Source organism: Luteibacter mycovicinus (assembly GCF_000745235.1).
Taxonomy (GTDB): Bacteria; Pseudomonadota; Gammaproteobacteria; order Xanthomonadales; family Rhodanobacteraceae; genus Luteibacter; species Luteibacter mycovicinus.
Window position 1 is genome coordinate 2,247,917 of sequence record NZ_JQNL01000001.1, and the last position, 25,229, is coordinate 2,273,145.

At 62.6% G+C, this 25,229-nt stretch carries 21 protein-coding genes; 7 read left to right on the top strand and 14 right to left on the bottom strand.

The features are described from left to right. Nucleotides 1–37: 37 nt before the first annotated feature. Nucleotides 38–1,120, bottom strand: a complete 1,083-nt coding sequence (locus FA85_RS10065) for a PA0069 family radical SAM protein (protein WP_197056518.1) — start codon at nt 1,118–1,120, stop codon at nt 38–40. Between the two features lie 189 nt (nt 1,121–1,309). Here FA85_RS10065 and FA85_RS10070 point away from each other — a divergent pair, with 189 nt between their 5' ends. From FA85_RS10070 to FA85_RS10080, 3 genes are all read left to right on the top strand, one after another. Beyond that, nucleotides 1,310–1,774 carry a hypothetical protein gene (locus FA85_RS10070; protein WP_036109064.1) on the top strand — a complete coding sequence of 155 codons (465 nt, stop codon included), beginning with the start codon at nt 1,310–1,312 and terminating at the stop codon, nt 1,772–1,774. Nucleotides 1,775–1,861: 87 nt separating this feature from the next. After that, nucleotides 1,862–2,371, top strand: coding sequence for a hypothetical protein (locus FA85_RS10075; protein ID WP_051943136.1), 510 nt, complete (start codon nt 1,862–1,864; stop codon nt 2,369–2,371). Between the two features lie 2 nt (nt 2,372–2,373). Then, nucleotides 2,374–2,721 (top strand): hypothetical protein, encoded by a 348-nt coding sequence (locus FA85_RS10080; RefSeq protein WP_036109063.1) that lies wholly within the window; start codon nt 2,374–2,376, stop codon nt 2,719–2,721. Here FA85_RS10080 and FA85_RS20900 read toward each other — a convergent pair. The 3 genes from FA85_RS20900 to FA85_RS10095 all read right to left on the bottom strand — a co-directional run bounded on the left by FA85_RS20900 (nt 2,688) and on the right by FA85_RS10095 (nt 6,692). Continuing rightward, on the bottom strand, nt 2,688–3,386 hold the full coding sequence (locus FA85_RS20900; RefSeq protein ID WP_051943134.1) for an MgtC/SapB family protein: 699 nt from the start codon (nt 3,384–3,386) through the stop codon (nt 2,688–2,690). The two genes, FA85_RS10080 and FA85_RS20900, sit on opposite strands and share 34 nt — an antisense overlap. A gap of 141 nt (nt 3,387–3,527) precedes the next feature. Further along, nucleotides 3,528–5,192: an MFS transporter gene (locus tag FA85_RS10090; RefSeq protein ID WP_036109061.1), complete on the bottom strand. Its 1,665-nt coding sequence runs from the start codon at nt 5,190–5,192 to the stop codon at nt 3,528–3,530. 12 nt (nt 5,193–5,204) lie between these two features. Further along, nucleotides 5,205–6,692 (bottom strand): porin family protein, encoded by a 1,488-nt coding sequence (locus tag FA85_RS10095; protein ID WP_036116878.1) that lies wholly within the window; start codon nt 6,690–6,692, stop codon nt 5,205–5,207. A 168-nt stretch (nt 6,693–6,860) separates the two neighbouring features. On the opposite strand from FA85_RS10095, the gene acs reads away from it, so the two are divergent. Then, nucleotides 6,861–8,801: an acetate--CoA ligase gene (acs, locus tag FA85_RS10100; protein ID WP_036109059.1), complete on the top strand. Its 1,941-nt coding sequence runs from the start codon at nt 6,861–6,863 to the stop codon at nt 8,799–8,801. Nucleotides 8,802–8,806: 5 nt separating this feature from the next. Beyond that, nucleotides 8,807–9,466 (top strand): response regulator transcription factor, encoded by a 660-nt coding sequence (locus tag FA85_RS10105; protein ID WP_036109056.1) that lies wholly within the window; start codon nt 8,807–8,809, stop codon nt 9,464–9,466. 97 nt (nt 9,467–9,563) lie between these two features. Here FA85_RS10105 and FA85_RS10110 read toward each other — a convergent pair whose 3' ends face one another. Beyond that, nucleotides 9,564–13,049, bottom strand: a complete 3,486-nt coding sequence (locus FA85_RS10110) for a hybrid sensor histidine kinase/response regulator (RefSeq protein ID WP_036109054.1) — start codon at nt 13,047–13,049, stop codon at nt 9,564–9,566. 97 nt (nt 13,050–13,146) lie between these two features. Between FA85_RS10110 and FA85_RS10115 the strand changes: the two genes are divergently transcribed. Then, nucleotides 13,147–13,773 (top strand): 4'-phosphopantetheinyl transferase family protein, encoded by a 627-nt coding sequence (locus FA85_RS10115; protein ID WP_036109053.1) that lies wholly within the window; start codon nt 13,147–13,149, stop codon nt 13,771–13,773. A gap of 141 nt (nt 13,774–13,914) precedes the next feature. Next, nucleotides 13,915–14,658, top strand: coding sequence for a pyridoxine 5'-phosphate synthase (locus FA85_RS10120; RefSeq protein ID WP_036109050.1), 744 nt, complete (start codon nt 13,915–13,917; stop codon nt 14,656–14,658). A 96-nt stretch (nt 14,659–14,754) separates the two neighbouring features. Here FA85_RS10120 and FA85_RS10125 read toward each other — a convergent pair whose 3' ends face one another. The 9 genes from FA85_RS10125 to dnaA form a co-directional block, all read right to left on the bottom strand. Further along, the gene (locus FA85_RS10125) at nt 14,755–15,162 is read right to left on the bottom strand and encodes an ExbD/TolR family protein (RefSeq protein ID WP_036109046.1); all 408 of its coding nucleotides are present in this window, start codon (nt 15,160–15,162) and stop codon (nt 14,755–14,757) included. 5 nt (nt 15,163–15,167) lie between these two features. Next, nucleotides 15,168–15,581 carry an ExbD/TolR family protein gene (locus FA85_RS10130; protein ID WP_036109042.1) on the bottom strand — a complete coding sequence of 138 codons (414 nt, stop codon included), beginning with the start codon at nt 15,579–15,581 and terminating at the stop codon, nt 15,168–15,170. Between the two features lie 11 nt (nt 15,582–15,592). Next, nucleotides 15,593–16,360 (bottom strand): MotA/TolQ/ExbB proton channel family protein, encoded by a 768-nt coding sequence (locus tag FA85_RS10135; RefSeq protein ID WP_036109039.1) that lies wholly within the window; start codon nt 16,358–16,360, stop codon nt 15,593–15,595. Between the two features lie 53 nt (nt 16,361–16,413). After that, nucleotides 16,414–17,076, bottom strand: coding sequence for an energy transducer TonB (locus FA85_RS10140; protein ID WP_036109037.1), 663 nt, complete (start codon nt 17,074–17,076; stop codon nt 16,414–16,416). A 198-nt stretch (nt 17,077–17,274) separates the two neighbouring features. After that, a complete protein-coding gene (locus FA85_RS10145) occupies nt 17,275–18,576 on the bottom strand; it encodes a tetratricopeptide repeat protein (RefSeq protein WP_036109035.1) in 1,302 nt (433 codons plus the stop codon). A gap of 283 nt (nt 18,577–18,859) precedes the next feature. Then, the gene (gene gyrB, locus FA85_RS10150; protein ID WP_036109033.1) at nt 18,860–21,304 is read right to left on the bottom strand and encodes a DNA topoisomerase (ATP-hydrolyzing) subunit B; all 2,445 of its coding nucleotides are present in this window, start codon (nt 21,302–21,304) and stop codon (nt 18,860–18,862) included. Between the two features lie 68 nt (nt 21,305–21,372). Beyond that, entirely contained in the window at nt 21,373–22,455 is a 1,083-nt protein-coding gene (gene recF, locus FA85_RS10155; protein WP_036109030.1) for a DNA replication/repair protein RecF, read from the bottom strand. Between the two features lie 97 nt (nt 22,456–22,552). Further along, on the bottom strand, nt 22,553–23,653 hold the full coding sequence (dnaN, locus tag FA85_RS10160; RefSeq protein WP_036109027.1) for a DNA polymerase III subunit beta: 1,101 nt from the start codon (nt 23,651–23,653) through the stop codon (nt 22,553–22,555). A 213-nt stretch (nt 23,654–23,866) separates the two neighbouring features. Beyond that, nucleotides 23,867–25,228, bottom strand: a complete 1,362-nt coding sequence (gene dnaA / locus FA85_RS10165) for a chromosomal replication initiator protein DnaA (protein WP_036109024.1) — start codon at nt 25,226–25,228, stop codon at nt 23,867–23,869. Nucleotide 25,229 lies beyond the last annotated feature (1 nt).

Here is a 25,229-nt window from a genome sequence, read left to right on the forward strand (position 1 = left end):
AGCGGACTTGTCTTCCCGCATCGTCTCGGTACAAATCTCAAAACAGATCGCCCTGCGGCGAATGAATCCTCGGCGGCACAAACTTCGACGTATCCAGCACCGTATCCCACGCCCGGTGCAGCCCCGCCTTCCTCGACGCCACCTGCACCCGCTTCCGAATAATGTCCGCAAACACCCCCTGCCCCCGCATACGCGTCGCAAAGTTCGAGTCGTAATCCTTTCCGCCATTCATCTGCTGAATCAGGCTGATGATGTGCGATGCGCGATCTGGATAGTGCAACTCCAGCCATTCGCGGAAAAGTTGTTTGAGCTCATGCGGCAGACGCACGCAGGTATAGCCGATAGATCGTGCGCCAGCCACACCGGCCTGCTCGATGATCGCCTCAACATCGCGCTCATTAAGCGCAGGGATAATCGGCGCGACCAGCACGCCCACCGGCACACCGGCCTTACTCAAGGTTTCCACCGCCTTCATCCTCCGGTGCGGCGCGCTCGCCCGCGGTTCCAGCTTCGACGCCAGCTTGTTATCCAGCGAATTGATCGAGATGAAGACCTGCACGAGATTTCGCTCAGCCATCGGTACGAGGATGTCCAGGTCGCGTTCGATCAACGCGTTCTTGGTCACGATCGTGCAAGGATGGTTGCACTCGTTCAGTAGCGCGAGCGCCGCACGCGTGAGCCGCCACTTCTTTTCGATCGGCTGATACGGATCGGTGTTGCTACCGATGTTGATCGGCTGGCAGGTGTAGTTCTTACGCGCCAGTTCGTCGCGAAGCACTTCCTCGAGGTTGGTCTTGGCGAAGAGCTTGGTCTCGAAGTCGAGGCCGGCCGACAGGTTGAGGTATCCGTGGGATGGCCGGGCATAGCAATAGATGCACCCATGCTCGCAACCGCGATACGGATTGGTCGCCCGATCGAAACCCACGTCGGGTGAGTCGTTGCGCGAGATGACGCTCCGGGCCAGTTCCTCGCGAACTTCGGTGGCGGGGCGGCGGTCCTCGTCCTCCCGATGCCAGCCGTCGTCCTCGGCCTGGTACCGCGTGGATTCGAAGCGGCCCTCCGGGTTGGAAGCGGCGCCGCGGCCCTTGTGTTGGCGGATCATGGGGATGGGTGTGGGCATGCATACAAATGTACGCAATTCGTGTCTCACGGGCTGCGATATCGTGGCGACGGCATGACTGCTCAGGCGACGCGCCGATCCTGATCGGTAGTCGCAACCTTCTCGTGACTTAACGGCGGATCGGAAGGGCGTCGATGGGCGTTTCCTCAAGGGTAACCTCGGATACCTGTCCCGCTAGAAGGATCCGGCATGCGTCAGTGGATTATGTTTCTCGCCCTCGTCATGGCGCTCCCCGCGCACGCCGAGCTCACGCCGGAGCAGAAGCAGGCCCAGCAGAAGACGATCGACAAGGATCTGAAGCGCATGAAGTACACCGGCCAGGAGACGCGCCGGCTTCAGGCGTCGATCCCGAACGGAACGCCCGGGCAGAAGCACGAGTACGGCAAGCTCGTGAAACAGCGCGACCAGCAGGCCGCAGGTACGCCATGGGATCCCGCGCGTTACCGGACGTTTCCGCCGTCCGAGACCATCAGTGTTGAGGCGCCGCGAGAGACCTGGCACCCGCCGGGGAATGCGGAGATTCCGTATACGTCGGCAGGCAGGAGCCCGGCTGTGACGAAAGGCCTCGAGGCAAACCGCGTTGCTTGCAACTCCAGCAGTGCCGGGTCGGATGATGCGGTGTGTCAGGCATTGTCGACGCGCTCGCAGTTCTAAGGTGGACGTGGCGAGCCGGATGAGCTTCTGCGACACGACACCGATTAATGTTAATCTGTTCCGACTTATTAATAATCTGATTATCGCATGCCGCATCCGATCAAGCTCGACGCCCTCCGGGATCTCGTGTCCAGTGGCGCAGTAAAGACCGCAACGATCCTAGGGGAGAAGGGGGGCTTTACAGTGCATGCCGACGCGGGAAGCAGCGAGCGCGTACTGACCAATCGCGCGGGTCAGGTAAAGATGTTTGCCACGACCGATACCGCTGTGCGTGAACTCGCACGTGCCGGACTTTCGTCTTTTCTTGTGGATATTTCTCAGTATCAGAAGGGCTTGCTCCGCGCTCCGCGCACTGACGTTTCCGATCGCGCAAAACGCGCATCCGAAGCGCTTGAGCACGAACGCTGGTTCCGGGCGAAGGTGGACGAGGCATTGCAACAAGAGGAACAAGGCGTCGCGACGTGGCATGAGCATGCCGATGTCTGGGAGGATGTAAAGAAGGCGACGGCTGCGATGGTTGCAAAGCGAAACCTGGAGCCGGTGGTAGCATCGTCTCCCAGAATCGCGAAGACGCGTGGACGCAAAAAAGGAATTTAAGCTTGCTCATCTACATGGGGCTCGCCGTAAAGGACCTCATCAGGGCTGCTGCCCACATCGTATCGACTGGCCATCCCGATCCGGACGCCTACCTCAACGGTATCCGCGACCGCATCGAAACGATGTACGCGATCAAGAACCCGGGCGTGATCGGACGGCGTGAAGGGACGGTAGAGTGGATGCTCAATCCACCGTCTTATGTCGCGGTGCTTAAGTGGGCCGGTCCAGACGCCAAAATCTATCGTGTACTTCCGACGGCGCGAATGAAGAAACCTCGGCCACAAATCGGTATCGGCTGCGTGCGCCGTCCTCAGGATCAGCGACGACGCGTCTCCGGCGGCGCATCGTAAGTCACCGACTTCAATCCTTCGACCGATCGCATCGCATCCGCCAACGTCGCCAGCTGCTCGCGACGTACCGGCTTCGCAAAGAGAATCGTCACCACGTCATCGCCATCGGGCTCGCGACGCAGAATCGTTTTCGCAAATGGAAGATGCTGCTCTGCCAGCACGGTTTCGCAGGCTGACAGCGCATTGGTCCCACTCAACCGTGCGGTAAGCCGCGGGCGCGTCTTCCGCTTGCCCGTAAGCTTGCGCTCGAGCGGCTTGAGCAACGCCAGGATGATCCAGATGATCGCCGTCGCCAGAACGGCGGCGACGTAAAGCCCGCTGCCGGCGGCGAGGCCGACGGATGCGACGGCCCACAGGCTTGCCGCTGTCGTCAGACCACGGACGATCTGGTCGCGTTCGACGAAGAGGATGGTGCCCGCACCCAGGAAGCCGACGCCGCTGATGACCTGCGCGGCGATGCGCGAGGGGTCGAGAACGACGTGTTCCTGGTTGATGACGTCGGCGAAGCCGAAGGCGGAGACGATGATCGCGAGAGCGGCGCCCACGCCGACCAGCATGTGGGTGCGCAGTCCGGCGGTCCATTCGAGGCGACCCCGGTTCACGCCGATGATGCCGCTGAGGATGGCGGCGGTGCTCAGGCGGAGGAGGAGGTCTAGCGGGTTCATCACGACACTATCGCGTGTCGGGGATCAATGAGCTGTGAGATGGGGGTTTTGCAAAGCACTGGCCCCGGTCATCGTGGACCGGGGCCAGGTTGCTTTCGTCAGCGGGGCTGGCTCCTGCAGGCGCGCGCGGCGCGTTCGGGCTCAGTCCTGGAGAGGCGCGTCTTTGGTTTCACGGACGAAGAAGAGGCCGATGACGAAGGTCATCAGGGCGACCGCGACCGGGTACCAGAGGCCGTAGTAGATGTCGCCTTTCCACGCGACCAGCATGAAGCCGATCGTGGGGACGAATCCGCCGAACCAGCCGTTGCCGATGTGATAGGGAAGGCTCATCGAGGTGTAACGGATGCGTGTCGGGAACATCTCCACCAGCCAGGCGGCGATCGGGCCGTAGACCATCGTGACGTAGAGCACGAGGATCGCCAGCAACAACACCAGCATGGGGTAGTTCGATTGCGCGGGGTCGGCTTTCTCGGGATAACCCGCGGCTTTGACCTGCGCGCCGATCTTCGCGGTGAAGTCCTTGTTCTGCGCGGTGAACGTCGCCTTGTCGAGCGAACCGCCCTCGAACGACTCGATGACCTCGTCGCCGATCTTCACCGTCGCCAGCGTGCCGACCGGTGCGGCCGCGTTGGTGTATGGAATACCTTTCTTGGCCAGCACGCTCTTGGCGACATCGCACGAACTGGTGAAGGTCTTCTTGCCGACCGGGTCGAACTGGAACGTGCAGGCATCCGGATCGGCCGTGACAACGACCGGTGCGGCAGCGGCAGCCGCTTCGACAGCGGGATTGCCGAAGTGCGTCAGGCCCCGGAAGATCGGGAACATCGTCAGCGCAGCGATCAGGCAACCGGCAAGCACGACGGGTTTGCGGCCTACTTTGTCGGATAGCCAGCCGAAGAACACGAAGAACGGTGTACCGATGAGCAGCGCGGCCGCGATCAGCAGGTTCGCCGTCGTGCCGTCGATCTTCAGGCTCTGGGTCAGGAAGTACAGCGAGTAGAACTGTCCCGTGTACCAGACGACCGCCTGCCCCGCCGTCGCGCCGAGCAGCGCGAGGATCACGAGACGAAGGTTCTTCCACTGGCCGAACGCTTCGGTCAGTGGGGCCTTGGACTGTTTGCCCTCGGCCTTCATCTGCTGGAACACCGGCGACTCGTGCAGCTGCAGCCGGATGTAGACGGACACGCCGACGAGCACGGCGGAAATCAGGAACGGAATGCGCCAGCCCCAGGCTTCGAACGCTTCGGTGCCGAGCCCGAGACGCGTGCCGAGGATCACGAGCAGCGAAAGGAACAGACCGAACGTCGCCGTGATCTGGATGAAACTCGTGTACAGACCACGCTTTCCGTCGGGTGCGTGTTCGGCCACATAGGTGGCCGCGCCGCCGTACTCGCCACCGAGCGCCAGACCCTGGAGAAGGCGTAGCAGAATCAACAGCACGGGCGCGGCGACACCGATCGTCGAATAGCCGGGCAACACACCGACCAGGAAGGTCGACGTACCCATGATGATGATGGTGACCAGGAACGTGTACTTGCGACCGATGAGATCGCCGATGCGACCGAAAACGATCGCGCCGAACGGGCGGACGGCGAAGCCGGCCGCGAACGCAAGCAGCGCGAAGATGAACTGGCTGGTCTCGTTCAACCCCGTGAAGAACTGCTTGCCGATGAGCGCGGCGAGCGAGCCGTAAAGATAGAAGTCATACCATTCGAAAACGGTGCCCAGGCTGGACGCGAGGATCACGCGCTTGTGGCTGGTTCCGATGGTGCCGTCAGCCCTCAGGCCGCTTGCGGTAGTCGCCATGTCGGTCTCCGATCAGAACCGGTAATTGCCGTTGAGCGTGAACTCGTTGCCGGCGGTCTTCTGCCGGCCGAGGCCGTTCGCCGTGGTCGAGTCGAGGTTGGCGTGGATCCACTCCACACTGAAATCGAACGGGCCCGTGGTGTATTGCAGGCTCGCCGCCTTTTGTCGGTTCTTTAGCAAGCCCGGGGTATTGGCGGCACGCCAGCGAAGCACGTCGTCCTTATCCGGCTTGCTCACCGAGGCGAACGCGTAGACCGTCCAGTGCGTGTCGAACTTGTAACCCGCCTGCAGGTAGCCGCCCTTGTCCTTGATGTCGCCGAACTGCGAGAGGTCGCCGAACAGTTCGCCGATCGCGTTGCCGGTATAGACCACGCTCTTGAAGATGAACTGACCCGGTGTCCACATACCGCCGACTTCGACCGCCGTGCTCTTGAGGCTGCTCTTGATCGGCGTGGGGGTCAGGCCGTCGACACCGTGCAGGTCGACCTTGCTGTAGTGACCGGCGGTGAAGACCTGCCAGTTGCTGCCTTTCGCGGTGAGGCGCGCCTCGATCTGCGGCTTGAAGCCCGCATTGCCCGCGGTCTGGTAGTTCGTCGTCGCCGTCGCGCCAGGACCATTCCAGCTGCCCTGCAACACGGCCATGTCGAAGCGCCACCTGGTGCCTTCCGACCCGTGATTGAGGTCCTGCATCCAGACGACGCCCGGGAAACGCCAGCCGATCACGCCGCTGCCATAGCCGAGCGGAAAGGCGATATGCGAGAGCGACTGGGGGATGTAGTCGAGTGGGAACATCAGGTCCCACATCTGGCCGATGCGGAACGTCGTGCCAGCGTTCGCGTTGGTGATGTCCATGTAGGCCTGACGCATCCGCAGTTCCGGCTGCGATCCGGCGTAGGCGCCGGTGCCGTTGAAGCCGCCGAAGAAGTCCATCTCGATGCGGCCACTGCCAGCCCAGTTTTCGTTGAACTTCGCGCCGGTGAAGTCGAGCCAGAAGCGGGTGTTGCGCACATCGACGCCGCTGACGCGGCCATCGGCGCGGTTCGCCCCGCCGGCGGGAATCGGATACTCCGAGTTGGCGCCGTTACCATAGGTGTACGCCTTGTTCTGCGTGAAAGCACTGGCGTTGATGAAGCCGTGCAGTGCGAGCGAGACGCCGGGCGCGGTGCCGGTGGTGAAGGCCGGTTTGGCAGGCACCGTGGCCACGACCTTCTCGACCTTCGTTACCTTCTCTTCGGTCTGCTGCGACTGCACCTGGGCGGCCTGCGCCGTCGTGGTGGCCTCGGAGGTCGCGGCTTTCTGCTCCTGGATCATCGCCTTGAGCTCGGCGAGCTGCTGCTCGAGCTGGTTCACCCGGGACTCGAGCTGGGCTTCGCGACTCGTGGTTTTTTTCGACCTGGTTTGCGCCTGGGCGAGGTCGGGAACGACCGCCATCGGCAGCATCAAGGCACAGGCGACACTCAGGGCGATGGCCTTGCGGCCACCGGAACGGTTCGTCTTCATCATGGTCTCCCCAACCATTGGCAGGGCGAGCATGTGGCAGGCCCATGACGCGTGCCATTGGCCAAAGGTCGAACCTCGACCAAAGTCGTAGCCGCTTCGCAGCTTTATGTTGCGCCGCGAGGCTAAACTTCGGGCATAGCCAATACGCCATCGTCTCCAGGAGCATGCATGTCCGACATCCACCCGGTCGATCCCGCCTTCGCCGCCACCGCGCGCGTCAGCAAGGCCGACTACGACGCCATGTACGCCCGCTCCGTCCAGGATCCGCAGGGTTTCTGGAAGCAGATGAGCGAGCGGGTGGAGTGGATCGTGCCGCCGACGAAGATCAAAGATGTCTCGTTCGACCCGGCCGACCTGCATATCCGCTGGTACGAGGATGGCCAGCTCAATGTCGCGGCCAACTGCCTGGACCGTCACCTCGAGGCGCGCGGCGACAAGACCGCCATCATCTTCGAGGGTGACGATCCGAACGAGACGCGTAGCCTCACGTATCGGGAGCTGCACACCGAGGTCTGCAAGTTCGCCAACACGCTGAAGAACCTCGGTGTGGCCAAGGGCGATCGCGTACTGATCTACCTTCCGATGATTCCCGAAGCCGCCGTCGCCATGCTGGCCTGCGCGCGTATCGGTGCGGTGCATTCCGTGGTGTTCGGTGGCTTCTCGCCCGATTCGGTCGCTGCGCGCATCGCGGACTCGGGCGCCAAGCTGGTCGTCACCGCCGATGAGGGTTGCCGGGGTGGCAAGAAGATTCCGCTGAAGGCCAACGTGGACGAATCACTGACTCGTCCGCGTACCAACAGCGTGGACACCGTGATCGTCGTGCGTCGTACCGGCGGCGCCATCAACATGCAGTCGCCGCGCGATCGCTGGTATCACACATTGATGGAAGGCCAGTCCGCGGACTGCGCGTATGAGGCGATGAACGCGGAAGATCCGTTGTTCACGCTGTACACGTCGGGTTCGACGGGCCAGCCCAAGGGCGTGCTGCACACCAGTGGGGGTTACCTCGTCTATACGAGCCTGACGCATGAGCTGACCTTCGACCTGCGCGAAGACGATATTTACTGGTGCACGGCCGATGTGGGCTGGATCACGGGGCACAGCTACGTGGTTTACGGCCCGCTGGCCAACGGCGCCACCGTGGTGATGTTCGACGGCGTACCGAACTATCCGGACTTCAGCCGCTTCTGGCAGGTGGTCGACAAGCACAAGGTGACGTTGTTCTACACCGCGCCCACCGCTATCCGCGCACTGATGCGCGAAGGCGATGCGCCGGTAAAGAAGACCTCGCGCAAGAGCCTTCGCGTCCTCGGCACCGTGGGCGAGCCGATCAATCCCGAAGCCTGGAACTGGTACTACCGCGTGGTAGGCGAAGAGCGCTGCCCGATCGTCGACACCTGGTGGCAGACGGAGACGGGTGGATTTCTGATCACGCCGCTACCCGGAGCCACCGCCTTGAAGCCTGGCTCGGCGACCACGCCGTTCTTCGGCATCGTGCCGGCCATCGTGGATGCCGAAGGCAAGCCGCAGGAAGGCGCCGCAAGTGGCAATCTGGTCATCACCGATTCCTGGCCCGGTCAGATGCGCACCGTGTACGGCGACCACCAGCGTTTTATCGATACCTACTTCAAGACCTACCCGGGCAACTATTTCACGGGTGATGGCGCCCGTCGCGACGAAGACGGGTACTACTGGATCACCGGCCGGGTGGACGACGTGATCAACGTCTCCGGCCACCGTATCGGCACGGCGGAAGTGGAGAGCGCGCTGGTCGCGCATCCCAAGGTGGCCGAGGCGGCCGTGGTCGGTTGCCCGCACGACATCAAGGGCCAGGGCATCTATGCGTTCGTCACGCTCAACGCGGGAGAGAACGGTGACGACTCGCTCGTGAAGGAACTGATCGCCGGCGTCCGCAAGGAGATCGGCCCCATCGCCGCGCCGGATTATCTGCAATGGGCACCGGGCCTGCCGAAGACACGCTCGGGCAAGATCATGCGCCGCATTCTGCGCAAGATCGCCGAGAACCAGCCGGATCAGCTCGGCGACGTATCGACCCTGGCCGATCCCGGTGTGGTGAAGAGTCTCGTGGAAGAAAGGCTGATCAAGTAATCCGCATGTCCGATGTCATCATCGCCGACGACCATCCTCTGTTCCGCGATGCCTTGCAGCGCGCGGTGCTTGCCGCGTTACCTGACGCCACCGTGCACACGGCCGACAGCGTACCCGCCTTGTTCGCGGTGATCGAGTCCGTCCCGGATGCGGACCTGTTACTGATGGATCTGCATATGCCCGGCGCGCGCGGGTATTCCGCGCTCGCGCACATTCGTGGGCAGTATCCAGGCCTGCCCACCATCGTGGTCTCCGGTCATGAGGAAGCACAGGTCGCGCGTCGGGCGCTTGCGCACGGTGCCTCGGCCTATATTCCGAAGTCCGCGGCGGTCGATCAGATCGTCGAAGCGGTGCGCACCGTGCTCGACGGCGACGTGTGGCTGCCTCATCAGCTGGTCGGCGGCAATGTCGAACTGAAGCCTGACGAGGCCGACGTCGCGGCACGCGTCGCGTCGCTCACACCGCAGCAGTTTCGCGTGCTGAACATGATTGCCGAAGGGTTGCTCAACAAGCAGATCGCTTATGACCTTGGAGTATCCGAGGCGACCGTCAAAGCGCATATGACGGCCATCATGCGCAAGCTCGGCGTGTCCAACCGTACTCAGGTCGCCCTGGCGGCGAGTCATCTGGATGTGGAGAAGGAGGCGTTTCCCGGCGCCAATTAAGAGCGTCGCGCGCAGGGCGCGCTCCTACATTTATGTGCATCGCACGCAAGACGCGCTGCTACCTGTAGGAGCGCGCCTTGCGCGCGACGCTCTTCCATTACGCCGCATTCGACCCTGCGCGCTTGGCCAATGCCACCAGCATCGCCCGCAATGCCGCCGGCCTCACCGGCTTATGCAGCAACGGATAACCCAACGCCCGCGCACGCTGTTTCAACTCGGTACTCCCGTCCGCCGTCACCATCGCCGCTGGCGGCATCGGTGCGACTTTCGTTCCCATCAGCCGCAACGCCTCGAGCCCGTCCATCTCATCGCTGAGATGGTAGTCCGCAAGGATCAGATCCACGTGCGTTCTCGACAGGATATCGAGCGCCGTCGGCAGGTCGATCGCTACACGACAATCGACGCCCCAGCGACCGAGCAAAGCCTGCATCCCGTCCAGGATCGTGTCGTCGTTGTCGAGACACAGCACCGTCAATGGCAGCTGCTCACCACCGCCGGGCCGCGCCATCGCCGGTGCGCGCTTACGTGAGACCGATGCCGTGCGCGGCACCGTGATGCTGAAGCAGCTACCGCGTCCGACGCGCGAGCGAAGTCCCAGCGGATGCTCGAGAATGCCGGCGAGGCGATCGCAGATCGATAGCCCGAGGCCCAGTCCTTTTTCACCCCAGGGCGACGGTCGCTCGAGGCGCTGAAACTCACCGAAGATGCGTGCCTGCTGTTCTTCCGCGATGCCTGGGCCACTGTCCCAGACCTCGATGCGAAGATGTTCTCCGACATGGCGGACGCCGAGCAGTACGCCACCCGAACGCGTATAGCGGAGTGCGTTCGAGAGGAAATTCGCGACGATACGGCGCAGCAGCTGTGCATCGGATCGCACGGACAACGACGAAGGAACCACACGCAGCGTGAGGCCACGCTGTTCGGCTACGACGGCGAACTGCTGTTTCAGTGAGTCGAACAGATCGGCCAGTGCGAACGGAACGACCTCGGGGCGGTAGCTGCCCGCATCCAGCCGTGACACATCCAGTAGCGCGTCGAGTAGATCTTCGGCAGCGCGGAAGGATGCGTCGATGCGCTCGGCCAGCCCGGCCGCTTCACCATCCAGGCCAGGGTGTTGTCGCAATGCGGAGGTGAAGAGACGCGCGGCGTTCAATGGCTGCAACAGATCGTGACTCGCGGCCGCGAGGAAGCGTGTCTTCGACGCGTTCGCCGCTTCCGCATCGCGACGCGCCATCGCGGTGGCGTTGAGCGCTTCGGACAGCTCGGCCGTACGGTCTTCGACACGCTGTTCCAGTGTCTCGTTCGCGTCGATCAGCGCCTGTTCGACCGACTTGTACGCGGTGACGTCCGTGAACGTTGTGACGAATCCACCGCCGGGCAGGGCGCGTCCGCGCATCTCGATGACGGTGCCATCGGGACGCACGCGGGAAAACACATGGGGCGAGCCCGCCCGCATGTAGCGAATGCGTTTGGCGACGTGTTCGTCGACCTCGCCCGGTCCGCACTCGCCCAGCTCGGCGTTCCAGCGAATGAGATCGGCGACGGGAAGGCCGACGTACACCATCCCGTCCGGGTAGTCGAACAGTTCCACGTAGCGGCGATTCCACGCGACCAGACGCATGTCGCCGTCGACCACGCTGATTCCTTGCGAGACGTTTTCGAGCGTGGTGGCTAACAGCTCGCGGTTGAAACGCAACTCCTGCGATGCCTCGTCGAGCAGCGCCATCGCTTCGGCGATATCCAGGCCGGTACCGGAGAGGGCGCCCATGAGAATGCGGCGCGCGCTGGCGGCGCCGACGGCGCTGGCTAACAGTCGCTCCGTGAACTGAATCAATGGTCGATCGGCGGCGTCCGACGGGGTGAGGGTGACACCGTGGCGCTCACCGTACTCGTGGAAGGCACGTGCGGTGACGCGCTCGCCGACGATGCGACCGGCGATCGTGCCGAGGTCGCGAACGGTGACGCGGCCGCGCCAGTCGCCCGCGCCACCGACGCTGCGCACGAACGGGTCCACGAAGAGCGCCGCATGCAGGCGTTCCGCCACGCTGGGTCGAAAACGCAGCGAGATGAAGACGAGGCAGCCGACGTTGATCAGCAACGACCAGAACGTGCCGTGCGTCACCGGCTCCCATCCGGTCAGGTGGAAGAGCTCCGTCGGCTTCAGCCAGCCGATGCCGAACGGACCTTCTTCCATCCACGGCGTGCCGAGCCACCCCGCACGCGTCATTGCCGGTAGCAGCAGGGTATAAGCCCAGACGGCGAAGCCGGCGAGCAAGCCGACCTGCACGCCCGTGCGACTGGCACCGCGCCAATAGAGCGCCGACACGATGGCGGGAGCGAACTGGGCGACCGCGGCGAACGACAGCAGACCGGTCGCGGCAAGGTTCTCGGCGTCCGCGATGATCCGATAATAGATGTACGCAAGCGCCGCAAGGCCAACGATCGCGATGCGGCGGATCAGCAGCACGGTGTTCGACAGATCGCCACGTTTCTCGAGGTCGAGGCGACGGATGCGCAACAGCGCGGGCATGACCAGGTCATTGCTGATCATCGTCGCGAGGGCGACAGCGGCGACGATGACCATGCCGGTCGCCGCGGAAAACCCGCCAACGAAGGCGAGCAGCGCCATGCCGCTATCGCCCAGCGCCAGTGGAAGATTCAGCACCCACGCGTCCAGGTGCCCACCCCGGACCTGACTCAGGCCCATGCCGGCGCTGACGATGGGAAGCACGGCGGCGGAGATCAGGATCATGTAGATCGGGAACAGCCATCTTGCACGGCGCAGATCGCGTGGATCTTCGCATTCGACCACGCCGATCTGGAATTGACGGGGCAGGCAGAACATCGCGCAGAAGGCGAGCAGGGTCTGTGCGACAAACCCGGGCGGCAGGCTGCCTTTCTCGATCTGGAGCACCGGCGCGCGAAGCGTTTCCTGCAATCCGGGACCATGCATGCAGGCATAGATGCCGATGGCGACGAAGGCCAGCAGTTTGACCAGCGACTCCACCGCGACGGCGAGCATCATGCCGTGGTGGTGCTCCGTGGCGTCGATGTTGCGCGTACCGAAGAGGATCGCAAAGACCGCGAGGAGGGCGGCACACCATAACGCGGTGTCGCCGAACCACCATGCCGAGTTACCGGCACCGAGCACGGCAAACGACATCGCCACGGCTTTGAACTGCAGCGCGATGTACGGAATGATCGCGACGACGGCGATGATGGCGACGAGCGCGGCGAGACCGTGCGACTTGCCGAAACGCGCGGCGATGAAATCGGCGATCGAGGTGATGTTGCGCTCGCGCGCCACGAGAACGAGACGCTGAAGCAGGCCGAATCCGAAGACGAACAGCAACAGCGGACCAAGATAGATCGGGAGGTAGGAGAGGCCGGACCGTGCCGCGGTGCCGACCGCGCCATAGAACGTCCACGACGAACAGTAGACAGCGAGCGCCAGGCTGTAGACGAGCGGGCGCAGTCGAGGCTGACGGGGATACAGTGGCCGCCGGTCACCGACGTACGCGATGACGAACAGCAGCCCCACGTACAGAAGGGCCACCAGCAGCAGAAGCCAGCCTGCGATCACGAATGGTGCTCCCCGGTTTGCACAGGTCGATTCTAGGGCTTTGCGGCGACCGTTGCAGGACTTGCTCCAACGCCCGATACGAAGCAGCATCGTCGGAATGACGTCGCCACTATCCGTTCCTCCCTTGCACGATGATGAGATCCATATCTGGCATGGGTCATGGGCCGGTGGTGCCGGTGAGGCGCATTTCGCCGAACTGCTCGCGGCATACGCCGGCCCAGCCGCTCCTCGTATCGCGCGCGCTGAACACGGCAAGCCCTATTTTCCCGCCCCCTTCGATACCCTTGGTTTCAGCTGGTCGCACAGCGGTGACGTGGCCGTTCTGGCGGTCGGAAGGGGGCCTGTCGGTTTCCAGGTCGGCGTCGACATCGAGACGATCCGGCCCCGCGCCCGGGCGCTCGAACTATCGCGTCGTTTCTTCGCGGCCAGCGAGACGGCATGGCTGGAGACGCTGCCTTCAGCGAACCTGCTGTCCGCTTTCCTAGCGCTGTGGACGGCCAAGGAAGCGGTGCTAAAGGCCCACGGAGGCGGCCTGTCCTACGGTCTGCATCGCGCGGCCTTTGAGATCGTCGGCAACTGCACGCACCCGAAGGACTTCGACGGCGACATAGCACCCGCGCGGGCCTGGCAGGTGCATCCGCTCGGGCTCGCCGACGGAACGGTCGCCGCGGTGGCCTGGCGCGGCGGTGAACGCTCGATCCGCGTCTTCACATCTGCGCTTTGAACCTTTTCCCCGCGAGCCGTGTCTCAGTTACGTGTGTGTGTGCGTGACCGTGGAGTGCGCCACAGGGATGTGGCGAGTTATGCTGGGAAGACAGTCATTACGCACGTCGCAATGGTGGCGTGCGTTTTTTTTGGACGGTCGATGACACTACTCAGCGTAAACCTGAACAAGATCGCCGTGCTGCGCAATTCGCGCGGCGGCAACGAGCCCGATATCGCCACCGCGGCGCACACCTGCATCGAGGCAGGTTGCGGCGGCATCACCGTGCATCCGCGGCCCGACATGCGTCATGTCACGCCAGCCGATGTCCGTGTCATCGCCGGTCTGTTGCGGGGACGCGTCGAATACAACATCGAAGGCAATCCCTTTGCAGGCCCACGCGGCGCTTACCCGGGTCTCCTCGAACTCGCCCGGGAAGTACGGCCGAATCAGGTCACACTCGTACCGGATGGCGACGGTCAGATCACGTCGGATCACGGCTTCGATCTGACGAAAGACATCGAGACGCTCAAGCCCATCGTCGCGGCGTTTCGCGAGATCGGTTGCCGTGTCAGTGTCTTCGTCGACGCCGGGGGAGACGGCTTTGCCGAGGCGGCAGCCATCGGTGTGCAGCGGATCGAGCTCTATACCGGGCCGTACGCCGAAGCGTTTGCCGAGGGCGATGCGCGGAAGCAGCTGGCTGCGTTTTCCGACACGGCGCAACGTGCCCAGCAGGCCGGCCTCGCCGTGAACGCCGGGCACGATCTGAGCCAGGCAAACCTGGGCACGTTCAAGTCGGCGATTCCCGGCCTGGCCGAGGTGTCGATCGGGCACGCGCTGATTGGTGAGGCGTTGTATCAGGGGCTTACCAATACGGTGAAGGCTTATCTCGAGATCTTGTCCTGAGGCGGCTGGAATCGCCAGCAGGGCTGACTCCCTACAGGAGCAAAAAAAAACCCCGCCGAATGGCGGGGTTTTTCGTCTAACCGGACAGACCGTGGATCAGTTCGAGTTAACGAAACCGATCTTGGTCAGGCCCTGGCCCTTAGCGTCGGAAAGCACGCGAGCCACGACCTCGTACTGTGCCGCGTCGTCCGCGTCGATCTGCAGTTCCGGCTGGTTCGACTGCGTGGCGATCACCGCGATCTGGGCCTTGAGGCCAAGCTCGTCAACCGGCGTATCGTTCCAGTACAGCGAGCCATCCTGGCGAATCTGCAGCCGGACGGGATCCGGCGGATTCTCTGGGTTCTGCACGTTCGGGTTCGGCTGCGGAAGATCGATCTTGATCTTATGCGACAGCATCGGCGCCGTAATCATGAAGATGATGAGCAGAACCAGCATGACGTCGACGAGCGGCGTCACGTTGATGTCCGCCATGGGACCACCAGAGTTGCCTGAGCTGAATGCCATGTTCGTTACTCCTTGCCGGTCGACATGAAGCCGACGTGGACCATACCGGCTTCCTTGGCATCGCCAAGGATCTTCTTCACCACCTTATATTCGGTGGTGCGGTCCGCACGGATCTGGAGTTCCGGCTGCGGCGACTTCGCCGCCGCAACCGCGAACTGAGCCTTCAGTTCAGCCTCGCTGACTTCACCGTCATTGAGGAAGTACGTACCGTCCGGCTTGACCGCGAGATCCATCGGTTCGACCGGGGTGTCATCCTTAACGTTCGGATTAGCCTTCGGCAGATCGATCTGGACCTTATGGGACATCAGGGGCGCCGTGATCATGAAGATGATCAGCAGAACCAGCATCACGTCGACGAGCGGCGTGACGTTGATATCTGACATCGGACCGCCGCTGTTGCCACCGCTGGACATAGCCATGGGTCAGCTCCTTACTTCTTGACGACGACCGGCGCCGTACCTTCGACGCGAGCGCCGGTGGCGAAGAAGTCGTGCAGGTCGTGCGCGAATTCGTCGAACTTGGCGTAGGTCAGGCGGTTGGAGCGCATGAAGAAGTTGTATGCGAGCACGGCCGGGATAGCAGTGAACAGACCGAACGCGGTCATGATCAGAGCTTCACCGACGGGACCGGCAACCTTATCCATCGACGCGGAACCCGAAGCGGCGATACCGATAAGCGCGTGGTAGATACCCCACACCGTACCGAGAAGACCGATGAACGGGGCCGACGAACCGACCGTGGCGAGCAGGGTCAGGCCGCCTTCCAGACGCAGGCTCTCGCGAGCCACGGCCTGGCGCAGAGCGCGGTCGATGAATTCCGAACGCGACAGCGTCTCGGCGAGGCGACCGCCAGCAGCCTGCTGGTGGTGAGCAACGGCCGACGCGGCGTCGAGCGCGATCTTCGAGAACGGTTCGCCCTTCGGCTGCTCTTCGAGCATACGGATGGCTTCCTGCGTCGACGAGGTGTTCCAGAAGCCCTGGATGACCTTGTCGGCGCGCGCACGCACCATGCTGTTACGGATGAAGTTGGCGACGATGAAGTACCACGAGAGCACGGACATCGCGACCAGCACCACGAACACGATCCAACCGAGCGGATCGAAGTTGTGGATAAGGTGATCGAAGCCCATCTGCTTGAGGGCGTCGGCGTTGGAGTTTTGACCTGGCTGTGCAGGCTGAGCGGAGGTGTCTTGCAACATAACGCTACCCTTGGGAAGTCAAGCGTGAACTTAAAAGATGTAAGTGTGGGGGCTTACAGCTGGTTTAGGTTGAACGTAACGGGGACACGTGCATAGCCTTCTACAGGTTGGCCGCCTCGTTTACCCGGGTTGAATTTCCAGTTCCTGGCCGCGTCTTCTGCTGCCTTGTCCAGTTCGCGGAAACCGCTCGACTGATCGACTTTGACATCCTTCGGCGAACCGTCGACACCAACGAGAACCAGAAGTACCACCGTACCTTCGTGCCGCTGACGCACCGCCTGAGGCGGATACTTTGGCGGGTTACGCTGACGGTACGACATATCCGCGGTAGCTGCGATATCTGCCGGCGGAGCTGGCGGCGCGGGAGGCGCCGGCGGCGGTGCCGGAACAGGGTTCGAGCTCGCCTCTTCAACTGCCGGCGGCGGTGGAGCCGGCGGCGGCGGAGTCGGCGGCGGCTTCACCTGCTGAATGATTTTCGGCGGCGGCTGCTTGGGTGGTTCCGGCGGCGGCGGCGGCGGAGGGGGCGGGGGCGGCGGCGGCTCGATAAAATCGACCTGCACAACCTTCTCCTTCTGCTTTTCCTGCGTCTTGGGCGGCGCCATCGGCGCAACAAGCACAAGGAAAGCGAACGAGTGCAGAGCGATGGCGACTGCCAACGCGCTGGTGCGCCCCCAACTAAACGGCGCTTGGCCGGTTGATTCGTTACTTGAGGCCATCAGTCACTATCAAGAGCTAATCAAGCGGAAGTGAGCCCGCACTGCTGAGTCCGACGTTCGGCATTTGACATTGCCGAAAACGCAGGTTTCTGCAAGCGGAAAGATATGCAAGTTACACCAGCATATGGCGTTTGTATAGCGCCTGAAGGGAGGATTTATGACGCTTGAAAATCCCCACTCCCGGCACTTTACAGACGCTTACTTGGTGTTGTTTGCATTTTTCAACCAGGCGTTGGCCTTGGCAGACGTTTCAGGGTCCTGCGCCGCGAGCTTCATGTCCGCGATAGCACCCTGCTTGTTCTTCTGACCACGCTTGGCTTCCGCGCGCACCATATAGGCCTGGCCTTTATGCTGAACGCCCTTGCTGATGGCATCCGTCACCGACTTCTCAGCGGCGGCGTATTGATTCTTCTGCAGCTGGAGGCGCGCCACGCTGAGCGTGACCTCACCATCCTTCGCGAGCGGGGCGGCCTTCTGGTAGGCAGCGAGAGCCGCGCTCTCGTTGCCACCGGTGATGGCGGCGTCGCCCTGGAGCTTGTAGACCTCAGCCGACGGCTTGACGATGCCCTTGGCCAGACCATCTTCGAGAACCGCCTGCGCCTTCGACGCGTTGGCTTCCTGGCGGTCGGTATGGTCCTGACCGTCGATCAGGTAGACCTTGGCAAGATTGATGTAGAGCTTTTCGTCCTTGAACGCGCCAGCGGCACGGCCCTTCTCGAGCAGCGCGATCGCTTCCGGATACTTCTGCGCCTGGATCAGCGAGGAAGCCGCGTTCTGCATCGCGGTGGGGTCGTTCGGATTCTTGGCGAGTTCGGCCGATGCGAGCTCGGCGGCCTTGTCGCCCTGGCCCGTCTCCGCATAGCTGGCGGCAAGGATCTGGTCCCACGAACCCTGCGGCTTCGCGTCCGGCATCGACTTCGCCTTGTTGATGGCGGCGATGGCTTCCGGATACTTCTCGAGGCGGTAATCGATGTTGCCCTCGAGGCCGTACGAATCGGCGGTTTCCTTCTTGCCTTCAGCGCGCCATTCCTGCAGCGACTGCAACGCCGGAGCGTACTGCTCGTCGGCGACGAGGAACTGGGTGTACATGTACTTGAGCTGGAAGTACGTGTCGTTCGGCATGACGCCGATATCGAGCGCCTGCTTGAGCGTGGTGATCGCGCCCTTCACGTCGCCGTCGTTGTACTTCATGTTGGCGAGGCCCTGAAGAGCGAGCGCCTGCGCGTACTTGCTGCTGGTGGCCGTACCGTCAGCCAGCGGCGTCAGGATCTGGGTGGCCTTCTCCTTGTCGCCGTTGTTGGCGGCGTCGAGGCCCTCGTTGATGGCCTTCTGGTCCTTCTCGCTCTTGAGGTCGAGCTTGGGCTCCGTACGCGTGGCGTTCGGATACAGCGCTTCTTTCTTGTCCTTGGGCGCCGCGTCTTTGGCAGAGACTGCGCCAGTGGCGAGGGAAAGAGCGACCGCCGTGGCGAGCGCGAGCTTTGCGAAGGAACCCTGTTTCATCGAATGACCTCAGGCTGTAGGACTCGGCGCACAACAAGCAGCACCGGGGGACTACAGAGGTTAACCCGATTTCATTCCTAAGAACAAGTCGCAGTGCGATAAAAAAGAAGAGTCAAAACAATGACTTGTTATATGTTTGTTGGCGCGGTGCAAATTCACCAGCCTTTCGGCCCTTGAAAATGGCGTTTTCGTCTTTCCTCGGAGCGATGCCGCGTTGCGCAAAAAAGAAGAGCCCGGTCGCATCGCTGCGACCGGGCTCGACATCGGCAAGGGCAACCGTGGATCAGATATCCAGGTTGGCGACCTTCAACGCATTCGATTCGATGAAGTCGCGACGTGGTTCCACCGCCTCACCCATCAGCATCGAGAACATCTGATCCGCGGCCACCGCATCTTCGATACCCACCTGGAGCATGCGGCGCGTTTCCGGATTGACCGTGGTTTCCCAGAGCTGCTCCGGATTCATTTCACCCAGACCCTTGAATCGCTGGATGGAACGACCCTTCTTCGCTTCGTCGAGCAGCCAGTTGCGCGCATCGGCGAAGTTGACGATGCCCCGCGAAGCGTTACCGCGGCGGACGACGGCACCCGGCTGGATGCGCAGCTCGGCCAGCTGACGCGAGATGGTCAGGATGGCCCGGAACTCGACGCCGCCGAAGAACGACTGCGGCATGATCCAGGTGTGGCTCAGGCCGTGCTGCATGCGCTCGACTTCGATGGCGGCGCCCTGCTCGTTAAGCGCGGGACGGAAGCGAAGCGCGTAAGTCGGCTTACCCAGACCGCTGGCACTCAGACGCTTGGCAACGGCATCCAGCCAGGCCTGCATACCGGACGCATCGGCCCACAGCCCCTCTTCCATCGGCGCGTGTTCGATCATCGCAGTGAGGGACGCGGTGTCGAAACGGTGGCTGAGGCGGGCGATCTGATCGAGCGCCGACTGGTAGTCGTGCAGGAGCTTCTCGAGCGTTTCGCCGTTGACGCCAGGCGCGCCGTCTTCCGGTGCCAGCGACGCGTTATCCACGGCACCCGAGATCAGGTACTCGTTGAGCACGACATCGTCCTTGATGTACATCTCCTGCTTGCCCTGCTTCACCTTGTACAGCGGCGGCAGGCCGATATACACGTGGCCGCGCTCGATGAGCTCCGGCATCTGGCGATAGAAGAAGGTCAGCAGCAGCGTGCGGATGTGAGATCCGTCCACGTCGGCATCGGTCATGATGATGATGCGGTGGTAGCGCAGCTTGTCCGGGTTGTATTCCTCCTTACCGATGCCCGTACCGAGCGCGGTAATGAGGGTGCCGACTTCCGCGGAGGCGATCATCTTGTCGAAGCGTGCCTTCTCGACGTTGAGGATCTTGCCCTTCAGCGGCAGCACGGCCTGGGTGCGACGGTTACGGCCCTGCTTGGCCGAGCCACCGGCGGAGTCACCCTCGACCAGGAACAGTTCGGACAGCGCCGGATCCTTCTCCTGGCAGTCGGCCAGTTTGCCCGGCAGGCCGGCGATATCCAGCGCGCCCTTGCGGCGGGTCATCTCGCGAGCCTTGCGGGCCGCTTCGCGGGCACGGGCGGCGTCCACCGCCTTGGAGGCGATGGCCTTACCTTCCGCCGGGTGCTCCAGCAGGAATTCAGCGAGCTTGTCGTTGACGACCTGCTCCACCGCGGTCTTGACCTCGCTGGAGACCAGCTTGTCCTTGGTCTGCGACGAGAACTTCGGATCCGGCACCTTCACCGAAAGAACGGCGATCATGCCCTCGCGCATGTCGTCGCCTGACAGACCGACCTTGGCGTTCTTCGCCAGACCTTCCTTCTCGATGTAGCTCTGCAGCGTGCGCGTCAGCGCGGCGCGGAAACCCGTGAGATGGGTGCCGCCGTCGCGCTGCGGGATGTTATTGGTGAAGCAGAACATCGTTTCCTGGTAGGCGTCCGTCCACTGCATGGCCACCTCGACGGTGATCCCGTCCGCCGTCTCGGAGCTGAAGCTCACGACATTCGGGTGCAGGGCCGTCTTCAGCTGGGCCAGGTGCTGGACGAAGGACTTGATGCCGCCCTCGTACGCGAAGATGTCCTTGCGATCGTTGCGCTCGTCGACGAGCTCGATCGTCACACCGGAATTCAGGAACGCCAGCTCGCGGAGACGCTTCGCGAGAATGTCGTAGTGGAACTCGATGTTGTTGGTAAACGTGGCCGGACTGGGCAGGAAGCGCACCATGGTGCCCCGGCGAGTGGTGTCACCGAACGCGGCAATGGGAGCCTGGGCCTCACCGTGGGCGTATTCCTGGCGATATTCCTTGCCGTCACGCCAGATCGTCAGCCAGAGCTTCTCGCTAAGCGCGTTTACGACGGACACACCAACGCCGTGCAGGCCGCCGGAGACCTTGTAGGAATTCGCGTCGAACTTGCCGCCGGCGTGGAGCACGGTCATGACGACTTCGGCCGTCGAGATGCCCTCTTCCGGATGAATCTCGACCGGGATGCCTCGACCGTTATCCGAAACCCCCACCGAGCCGTCCTGGCCGATGACGACGGTGACGTAGTCGCAATAGCCCGCCAGCGCTTCATCGATGGCGTTATCGACGACTTCGAAAACCATGTGGTGCAGGCCGGTGCCATCGTCAGTGTCGCCGATGTACATGCCAGGGCGCTTACGAACGGCGTCCAGGCCCTTGAGGACCTTGATGCTGCCGGAGTCGTACGCGTTCGAATGGGTCGGATCGAGAGGTTCGTTCATGCGATGCCTGGTGGTGGCGCCAGAGTGCGGCCCCGATGCGGCGCGGAAGCGTCGGGACAGTCGGACGATTATAGCAAAGCCGTGACGGCACCCTGTTCCACGTGGAACACAGTGACCGGTTGTGCCGAAAGGGCGGCAGGGATCTCCGTTCCCGTGACGAAGACCTGAGCGTCGCGGCCGAGAAGCTGCGCGGCTACCCACTCTTGATGGGTACGATCGAGCTCAGATGCAAGATCATCGAGGCATATGACGGGCCATTCGCCACGGATGTCGGCGTGAAGCGAGGCCTGTCCTAACAGGCACGCCAGGGCGCACAGCTTCTCCTGCCCTCGCGACAGGTGTTCCCGTAGCGGGGCGTGTTCAAAGGTCACGGAGAAGTCCGCGCGATGGGGTCCTACGGTGGTGTGACCGCGCGCCAGGTCCCGATGACGCCGGTCCGCCAATGTAGAGAGCAGATCCGCCGCGTCGTCCCAGCCAGGCTTGTAACGAATGGTGAACTCGCCGAGCTCGGGCAGGACGTTTCCCATGAAACCGCGAATGTGTGGAAGCAACCGGTCGATATATCCGCGGCGAAAAGCGCTGATACCCTCGCCTGTCGTAGCAAGCTCGGCCTCCCACGGCTCGATCCATGCCGCCTCAATCGGGCCCCCGGCGCGAAGAAGGGAGTTTCGTTGTTTGAGCGCGCGCTGGTAACGACGCCACTGATCCACGAAAGCGTGTTCCACGTGGAACAAACCCCAGTCAAGGAAGCGGCGGCGTTCGTCCGAGGCACCAGCGATCAGATCGTGCGAGCCCGGTTCAAAGCAGACCACCGCACATTCCTGGACGAGGCTGCCCAACGACGCGGCGGCATCGCCGTCCACACGCGCTTGCCAGCGACTGCCTTCCCGTCCCAGCCCCAGACGCCGAACCCGGTCGTCTTTGCCCCGCACCTCGGCAAACACCGACAGCGAGCCGGCACCACGCTGAAGAAGTACATCCCGGGAGCCGGCACGAAACGATCGGCCGTGTGACAGCAGATACGCCGCCTCGAGAACACTGGTCTTGCCGGCGCCGTTGGGGCCGACAAAAACGTTGATGCCGGCTGCGGGGGTGAGTGAAACCCCTTCGAGGTTTCGCAATCCGGCAATCCTAAGTGACTCGAACTTCATGCTGCCCTGCTTTTCCTGGCCATGCGTCGAAACGAACGACGCCGGGGTGTCGAAGACATCCCCGGCGTCGGTGGCCGAACTTTAGCGTGGATAGGTGTCAGAGGCGAAGCGGCATCACCACGTGGCGGGCCTCATCATTGCCTTCTTCCTGCAGAAGACAGCTCGACTGGGCATCACGAAGGTTGATCCGGACCTTGTCGCCACGCAGCGCACCCAGTGCGTCGAGCAGGTAACCCACGTTGAACCCGACCGCGAGGTCGTCGACGACGGTCTCAGCTTCGACTTCTTCCTGGGCTTCTTCCTGCTCCGGGTTATGCGCAACGATCTTGATGCGACCCGGCGTCAGCTCGAGCTTTACGCCGCGGTACTTCTCGTTGGACAGGATCGCGGCGCGCTGCAGGGCGCTGCGCAGCACATCGCGCTCGATCGTGGCCGACTTGTCGGCGCCAAGCGGAATGACCGCTTCGTAGTCCGGGAAGCGACCATCGATCAGCTTCGAGGTGAACACGACGCCGCCGCGACGAACACGCAGGTGATTGCGCCCGAATTCGAGTTCGACCGAGCCCTCGCCCGCTTCGAACAGGCCAATCAGCTCGTTCACGCCCTTACGGGGAATGATGATCTGACGGCGTGCCGACACCGAGCTCTCCAGCTTCGTTTCCTTCAGCGCCAGGCGGTGGCCGTCGGTCGCGACGCAACGCAGCGTGTGCTCCTGCAGGTCGAGCAGCATGCCGTTGAGGTAGTACCGGACGTCCTGATTGGCCATCGCGAACGCCGTACGGTCCATCAGATCGCGCAGAACTTCCTCAGGCAGCGTCACGCGCTCGACGAGTTCGATCTCGTCGATGGTCGGGAACTCGCTCGACGGCAGCGTCGCCAGCGTAAAGCGGCTGCGACCCGCGTTCAGCGCGATGCGCTCGCCGTTGAGCTTTAGGTCGATTTTCGCGCCGTCAGGCAATGCGCGAACGATGTCGAACAGCTTGCGCGCCGGAATCGTGATTTCACCGTCCTGCACCGAGTCAGCCGCAGTCGTCGCGACCATTTCGACTTCGAGGTCGGTACCGGTGAACGAAACCTCATTACCGGAAGCGCGAACCAGGAGGTTGGCCAGTACCGGCAGCGTCTGTCGACGTTCGACAACGCCTACGACTTGCTGCAGGGGTTTGAGCAGAACTTCCCTCTGGATGCTGAATTGCATGCGCCCCTTCTCCTGCTTTTAATGTTTTTAAGATTTATTTAGTGGTTGTTGTTAGGGCGGTGGATAAGTAGACAAGACGGAAAAACTATTGAATTTCAGTACCTTGGCATTTCATATCGATTGCGCCTAACCGGTCGTGCTATGTGGGTGTCTTGTGGATAACTTCGAGGGTCGATTTCATCCTCTGTCCATCCACCTATTATCCACAGGTTCTCAGCCCGTCAAGATACGGATGAGCTGTTCCCAGTCCTGCCTCATCCGTACGTCTTTCTCGCAAAAGCCCCGGATCGTCCGGCATGCATGCAGCACCGTCGTGTGGTCACGACCGCCAAAGGCCTCACCGATCTCAGGCAGGCTGTGCTCGGTCAGTTCCTTGGACAGGGCCATGGCTACCTGCCGGGGCCGCGCCAGAGAGCGCACACGGCGTTTGGAGAGAAGATCCGACAGACGCACCTGGTAATAGTCGGCCACCGTCTTCTGGATGTTCGGCACCGTGACCGCCTGCGCGTGCGTATTCAGCAGGTCACGCAGCGTCTCTTCCGCGAAGTCCGTGGTGATCGGCTTGCGATAGAAGTTGGCCCGTGCCGCCAGGGTATTCAGTGCGCCCTCGAGATCGCGGACGTTGGACCGGATCCGTTTGGCCAGCAGCATCGCCACGTCCTCCGACACCTCCATATCCTTCTCCGCCGCCTTGGACAGAAGAATGGCGGCACGGGTCTCGAAGTCCGGCGGCTCGATCGCTACCGACAGACCCCAGCCCAGACGCGACTTCAGGCGGGGCTCGAGTTTGTCGAGCTCCTTCGGATAGCGATCGCAGGTGAGGATGATCTGCTGCTTGGATTCGAACAACGCGTTGAAGGTATGGAAGAACTCCTCCTGCGTCGTGTCTTTGCCGGCGAAAAACTGGATATCGTCGATCAGCAGCGCATCCACCGTCCGGAAGCGACGCTTGAACTCATCCATGTTCTTCTGCTGCAGCGCCTTGACCATGCCGCTGACGAACTGCTCCGAGCGGAGGTAGAGCACCTTCGCGCCGGGATTGTTCTGCAGCAGCATGTTGCCTGCGGCATGCATCAGGTGGGTCTTGCCCAGGCCGGTACCGCCATAAAGAAGAAGCGGGTTGTAAGCGCGGCCGGGATTCATCGCCACCTGCATCGCCGCGGCCTTGCCGAGCTGGTTCGACTTGCCTTCGACGAAGGTTTCGAACGTGTAATGCAGATCCAGGTTGTGAACGTGCGGCGGCTCCGGAGCGGCTTCCGGCGCACGCGATGCCGGCTGATGCGACGGCGAGGGAGATGGCGTCGCACTGCTGACACGAACGGGCACCGGCCGTCCGCCGGACGAGCCGACTTCCAGCCGCACCGTGACCGGGTGACCGATCAGATGTCCCGCGATCGTCTGGATCTTGTCCAGATACTGATCGCGGATGGTGTCCAGCGAATACGGGTTGGGCGCATACAGGTGCAGCCCGGAAGCGTCTTCCCTGGCCTGCAGCGGCATGAGCCAGGTATGGACTTCCTCGGCGGTCAATTCGCCTTCAAGACGCTCGAGACAGCGCCTCCAAAGATCACTCATC

What these genes read in the sequence shown, in the direction of transcription:
- FA85_RS10130 (WP_036109042.1), bottom strand. Translation starts at nt 15,581, where the DNA reads ATGGCTATGTCCAGCGGTGGCAACAGCGGCGGTCCGATGTCAGATATC.
- FA85_RS10105 (WP_036109056.1), top strand. Translation starts at nt 8,807, where the DNA reads ATGTCCGATGTCATCATCGCCGACGACCATCCTCTGTTCCGCGATGCC.
- FA85_RS10090 (WP_036109061.1), bottom strand. Translation starts at nt 5,192, where the DNA reads ATGGCGACTACCGCAAGCGGCCTGAGGGCTGACGGCACCATCGGAACC.
- FA85_RS10125 (WP_036109046.1), bottom strand. Translation starts at nt 15,162, where the DNA reads ATGGCATTCAGCTCAGGCAACTCTGGTGGTCCCATGGCGGACATCAAC.
- recF (WP_036109030.1), bottom strand. Translation starts at nt 22,455, where the DNA reads ATGAAGTTCGAGTCACTTAGGATTGCCGGATTGCGAAACCTCGAAGGG.
- dnaA (WP_036109024.1), bottom strand. Translation starts at nt 25,228, where the DNA reads ATGAGTGATCTTTGGAGGCGCTGTCTCGAGCGTCTTGAAGGCGAATTG.
- FA85_RS10140 (WP_036109037.1), bottom strand. Translation starts at nt 17,076, where the DNA reads ATGGCCTCAAGTAACGAATCAACCGGCCAAGCGCCGTTTAGTTGGGGG.
- FA85_RS10120 (WP_036109050.1), top strand. Translation starts at nt 13,915, where the DNA reads ATGACACTACTCAGCGTAAACCTGAACAAGATCGCCGTGCTGCGCAAT.
- FA85_RS10095 (WP_036116878.1), bottom strand. Translation starts at nt 6,692, where the DNA reads ATGAAGACGAACCGTTCCGGTGGCCGCAAGGCCATCGCCCTGAGTGTC.
- FA85_RS10115 (WP_036109053.1), top strand. Translation starts at nt 13,147, where the DNA reads ATGACGTCGCCACTATCCGTTCCTCCCTTGCACGATGATGAGATCCAT.
- FA85_RS10065 (WP_197056518.1), bottom strand. Translation starts at nt 1,120, where the DNA reads ATGCCCACACCCATCCCCATGATCCGCCAACACAAGGGCCGCGGCGCC.
- acs (WP_036109059.1), top strand. Translation starts at nt 6,861, where the DNA reads ATGTCCGACATCCACCCGGTCGATCCCGCCTTCGCCGCCACCGCGCGC.
- FA85_RS10075 (WP_051943136.1), top strand. Translation starts at nt 1,862, where the DNA reads ATGCCGCATCCGATCAAGCTCGACGCCCTCCGGGATCTCGTGTCCAGT.
- FA85_RS10145 (WP_036109035.1), bottom strand. Translation starts at nt 18,576, where the DNA reads ATGAAACAGGGTTCCTTCGCAAAGCTCGCGCTCGCCACGGCGGTCGCT.
- FA85_RS10135 (WP_036109039.1), bottom strand. Translation starts at nt 16,360, where the DNA reads ATGTTGCAAGACACCTCCGCTCAGCCTGCACAGCCAGGTCAAAACTCC.
- FA85_RS10070 (WP_036109064.1), top strand. Translation starts at nt 1,310, where the DNA reads ATGCGTCAGTGGATTATGTTTCTCGCCCTCGTCATGGCGCTCCCCGCG.
- gyrB (WP_036109033.1), bottom strand. Translation starts at nt 21,304, where the DNA reads ATGAACGAACCTCTCGATCCGACCCATTCGAACGCGTACGACTCCGGC.
- FA85_RS20900 (WP_051943134.1), bottom strand. Translation starts at nt 3,386, where the DNA reads ATGAACCCGCTAGACCTCCTCCTCCGCCTGAGCACCGCCGCCATCCTC.
- dnaN (WP_036109027.1), bottom strand. Translation starts at nt 23,653, where the DNA reads ATGCAATTCAGCATCCAGAGGGAAGTTCTGCTCAAACCCCTGCAGCAA.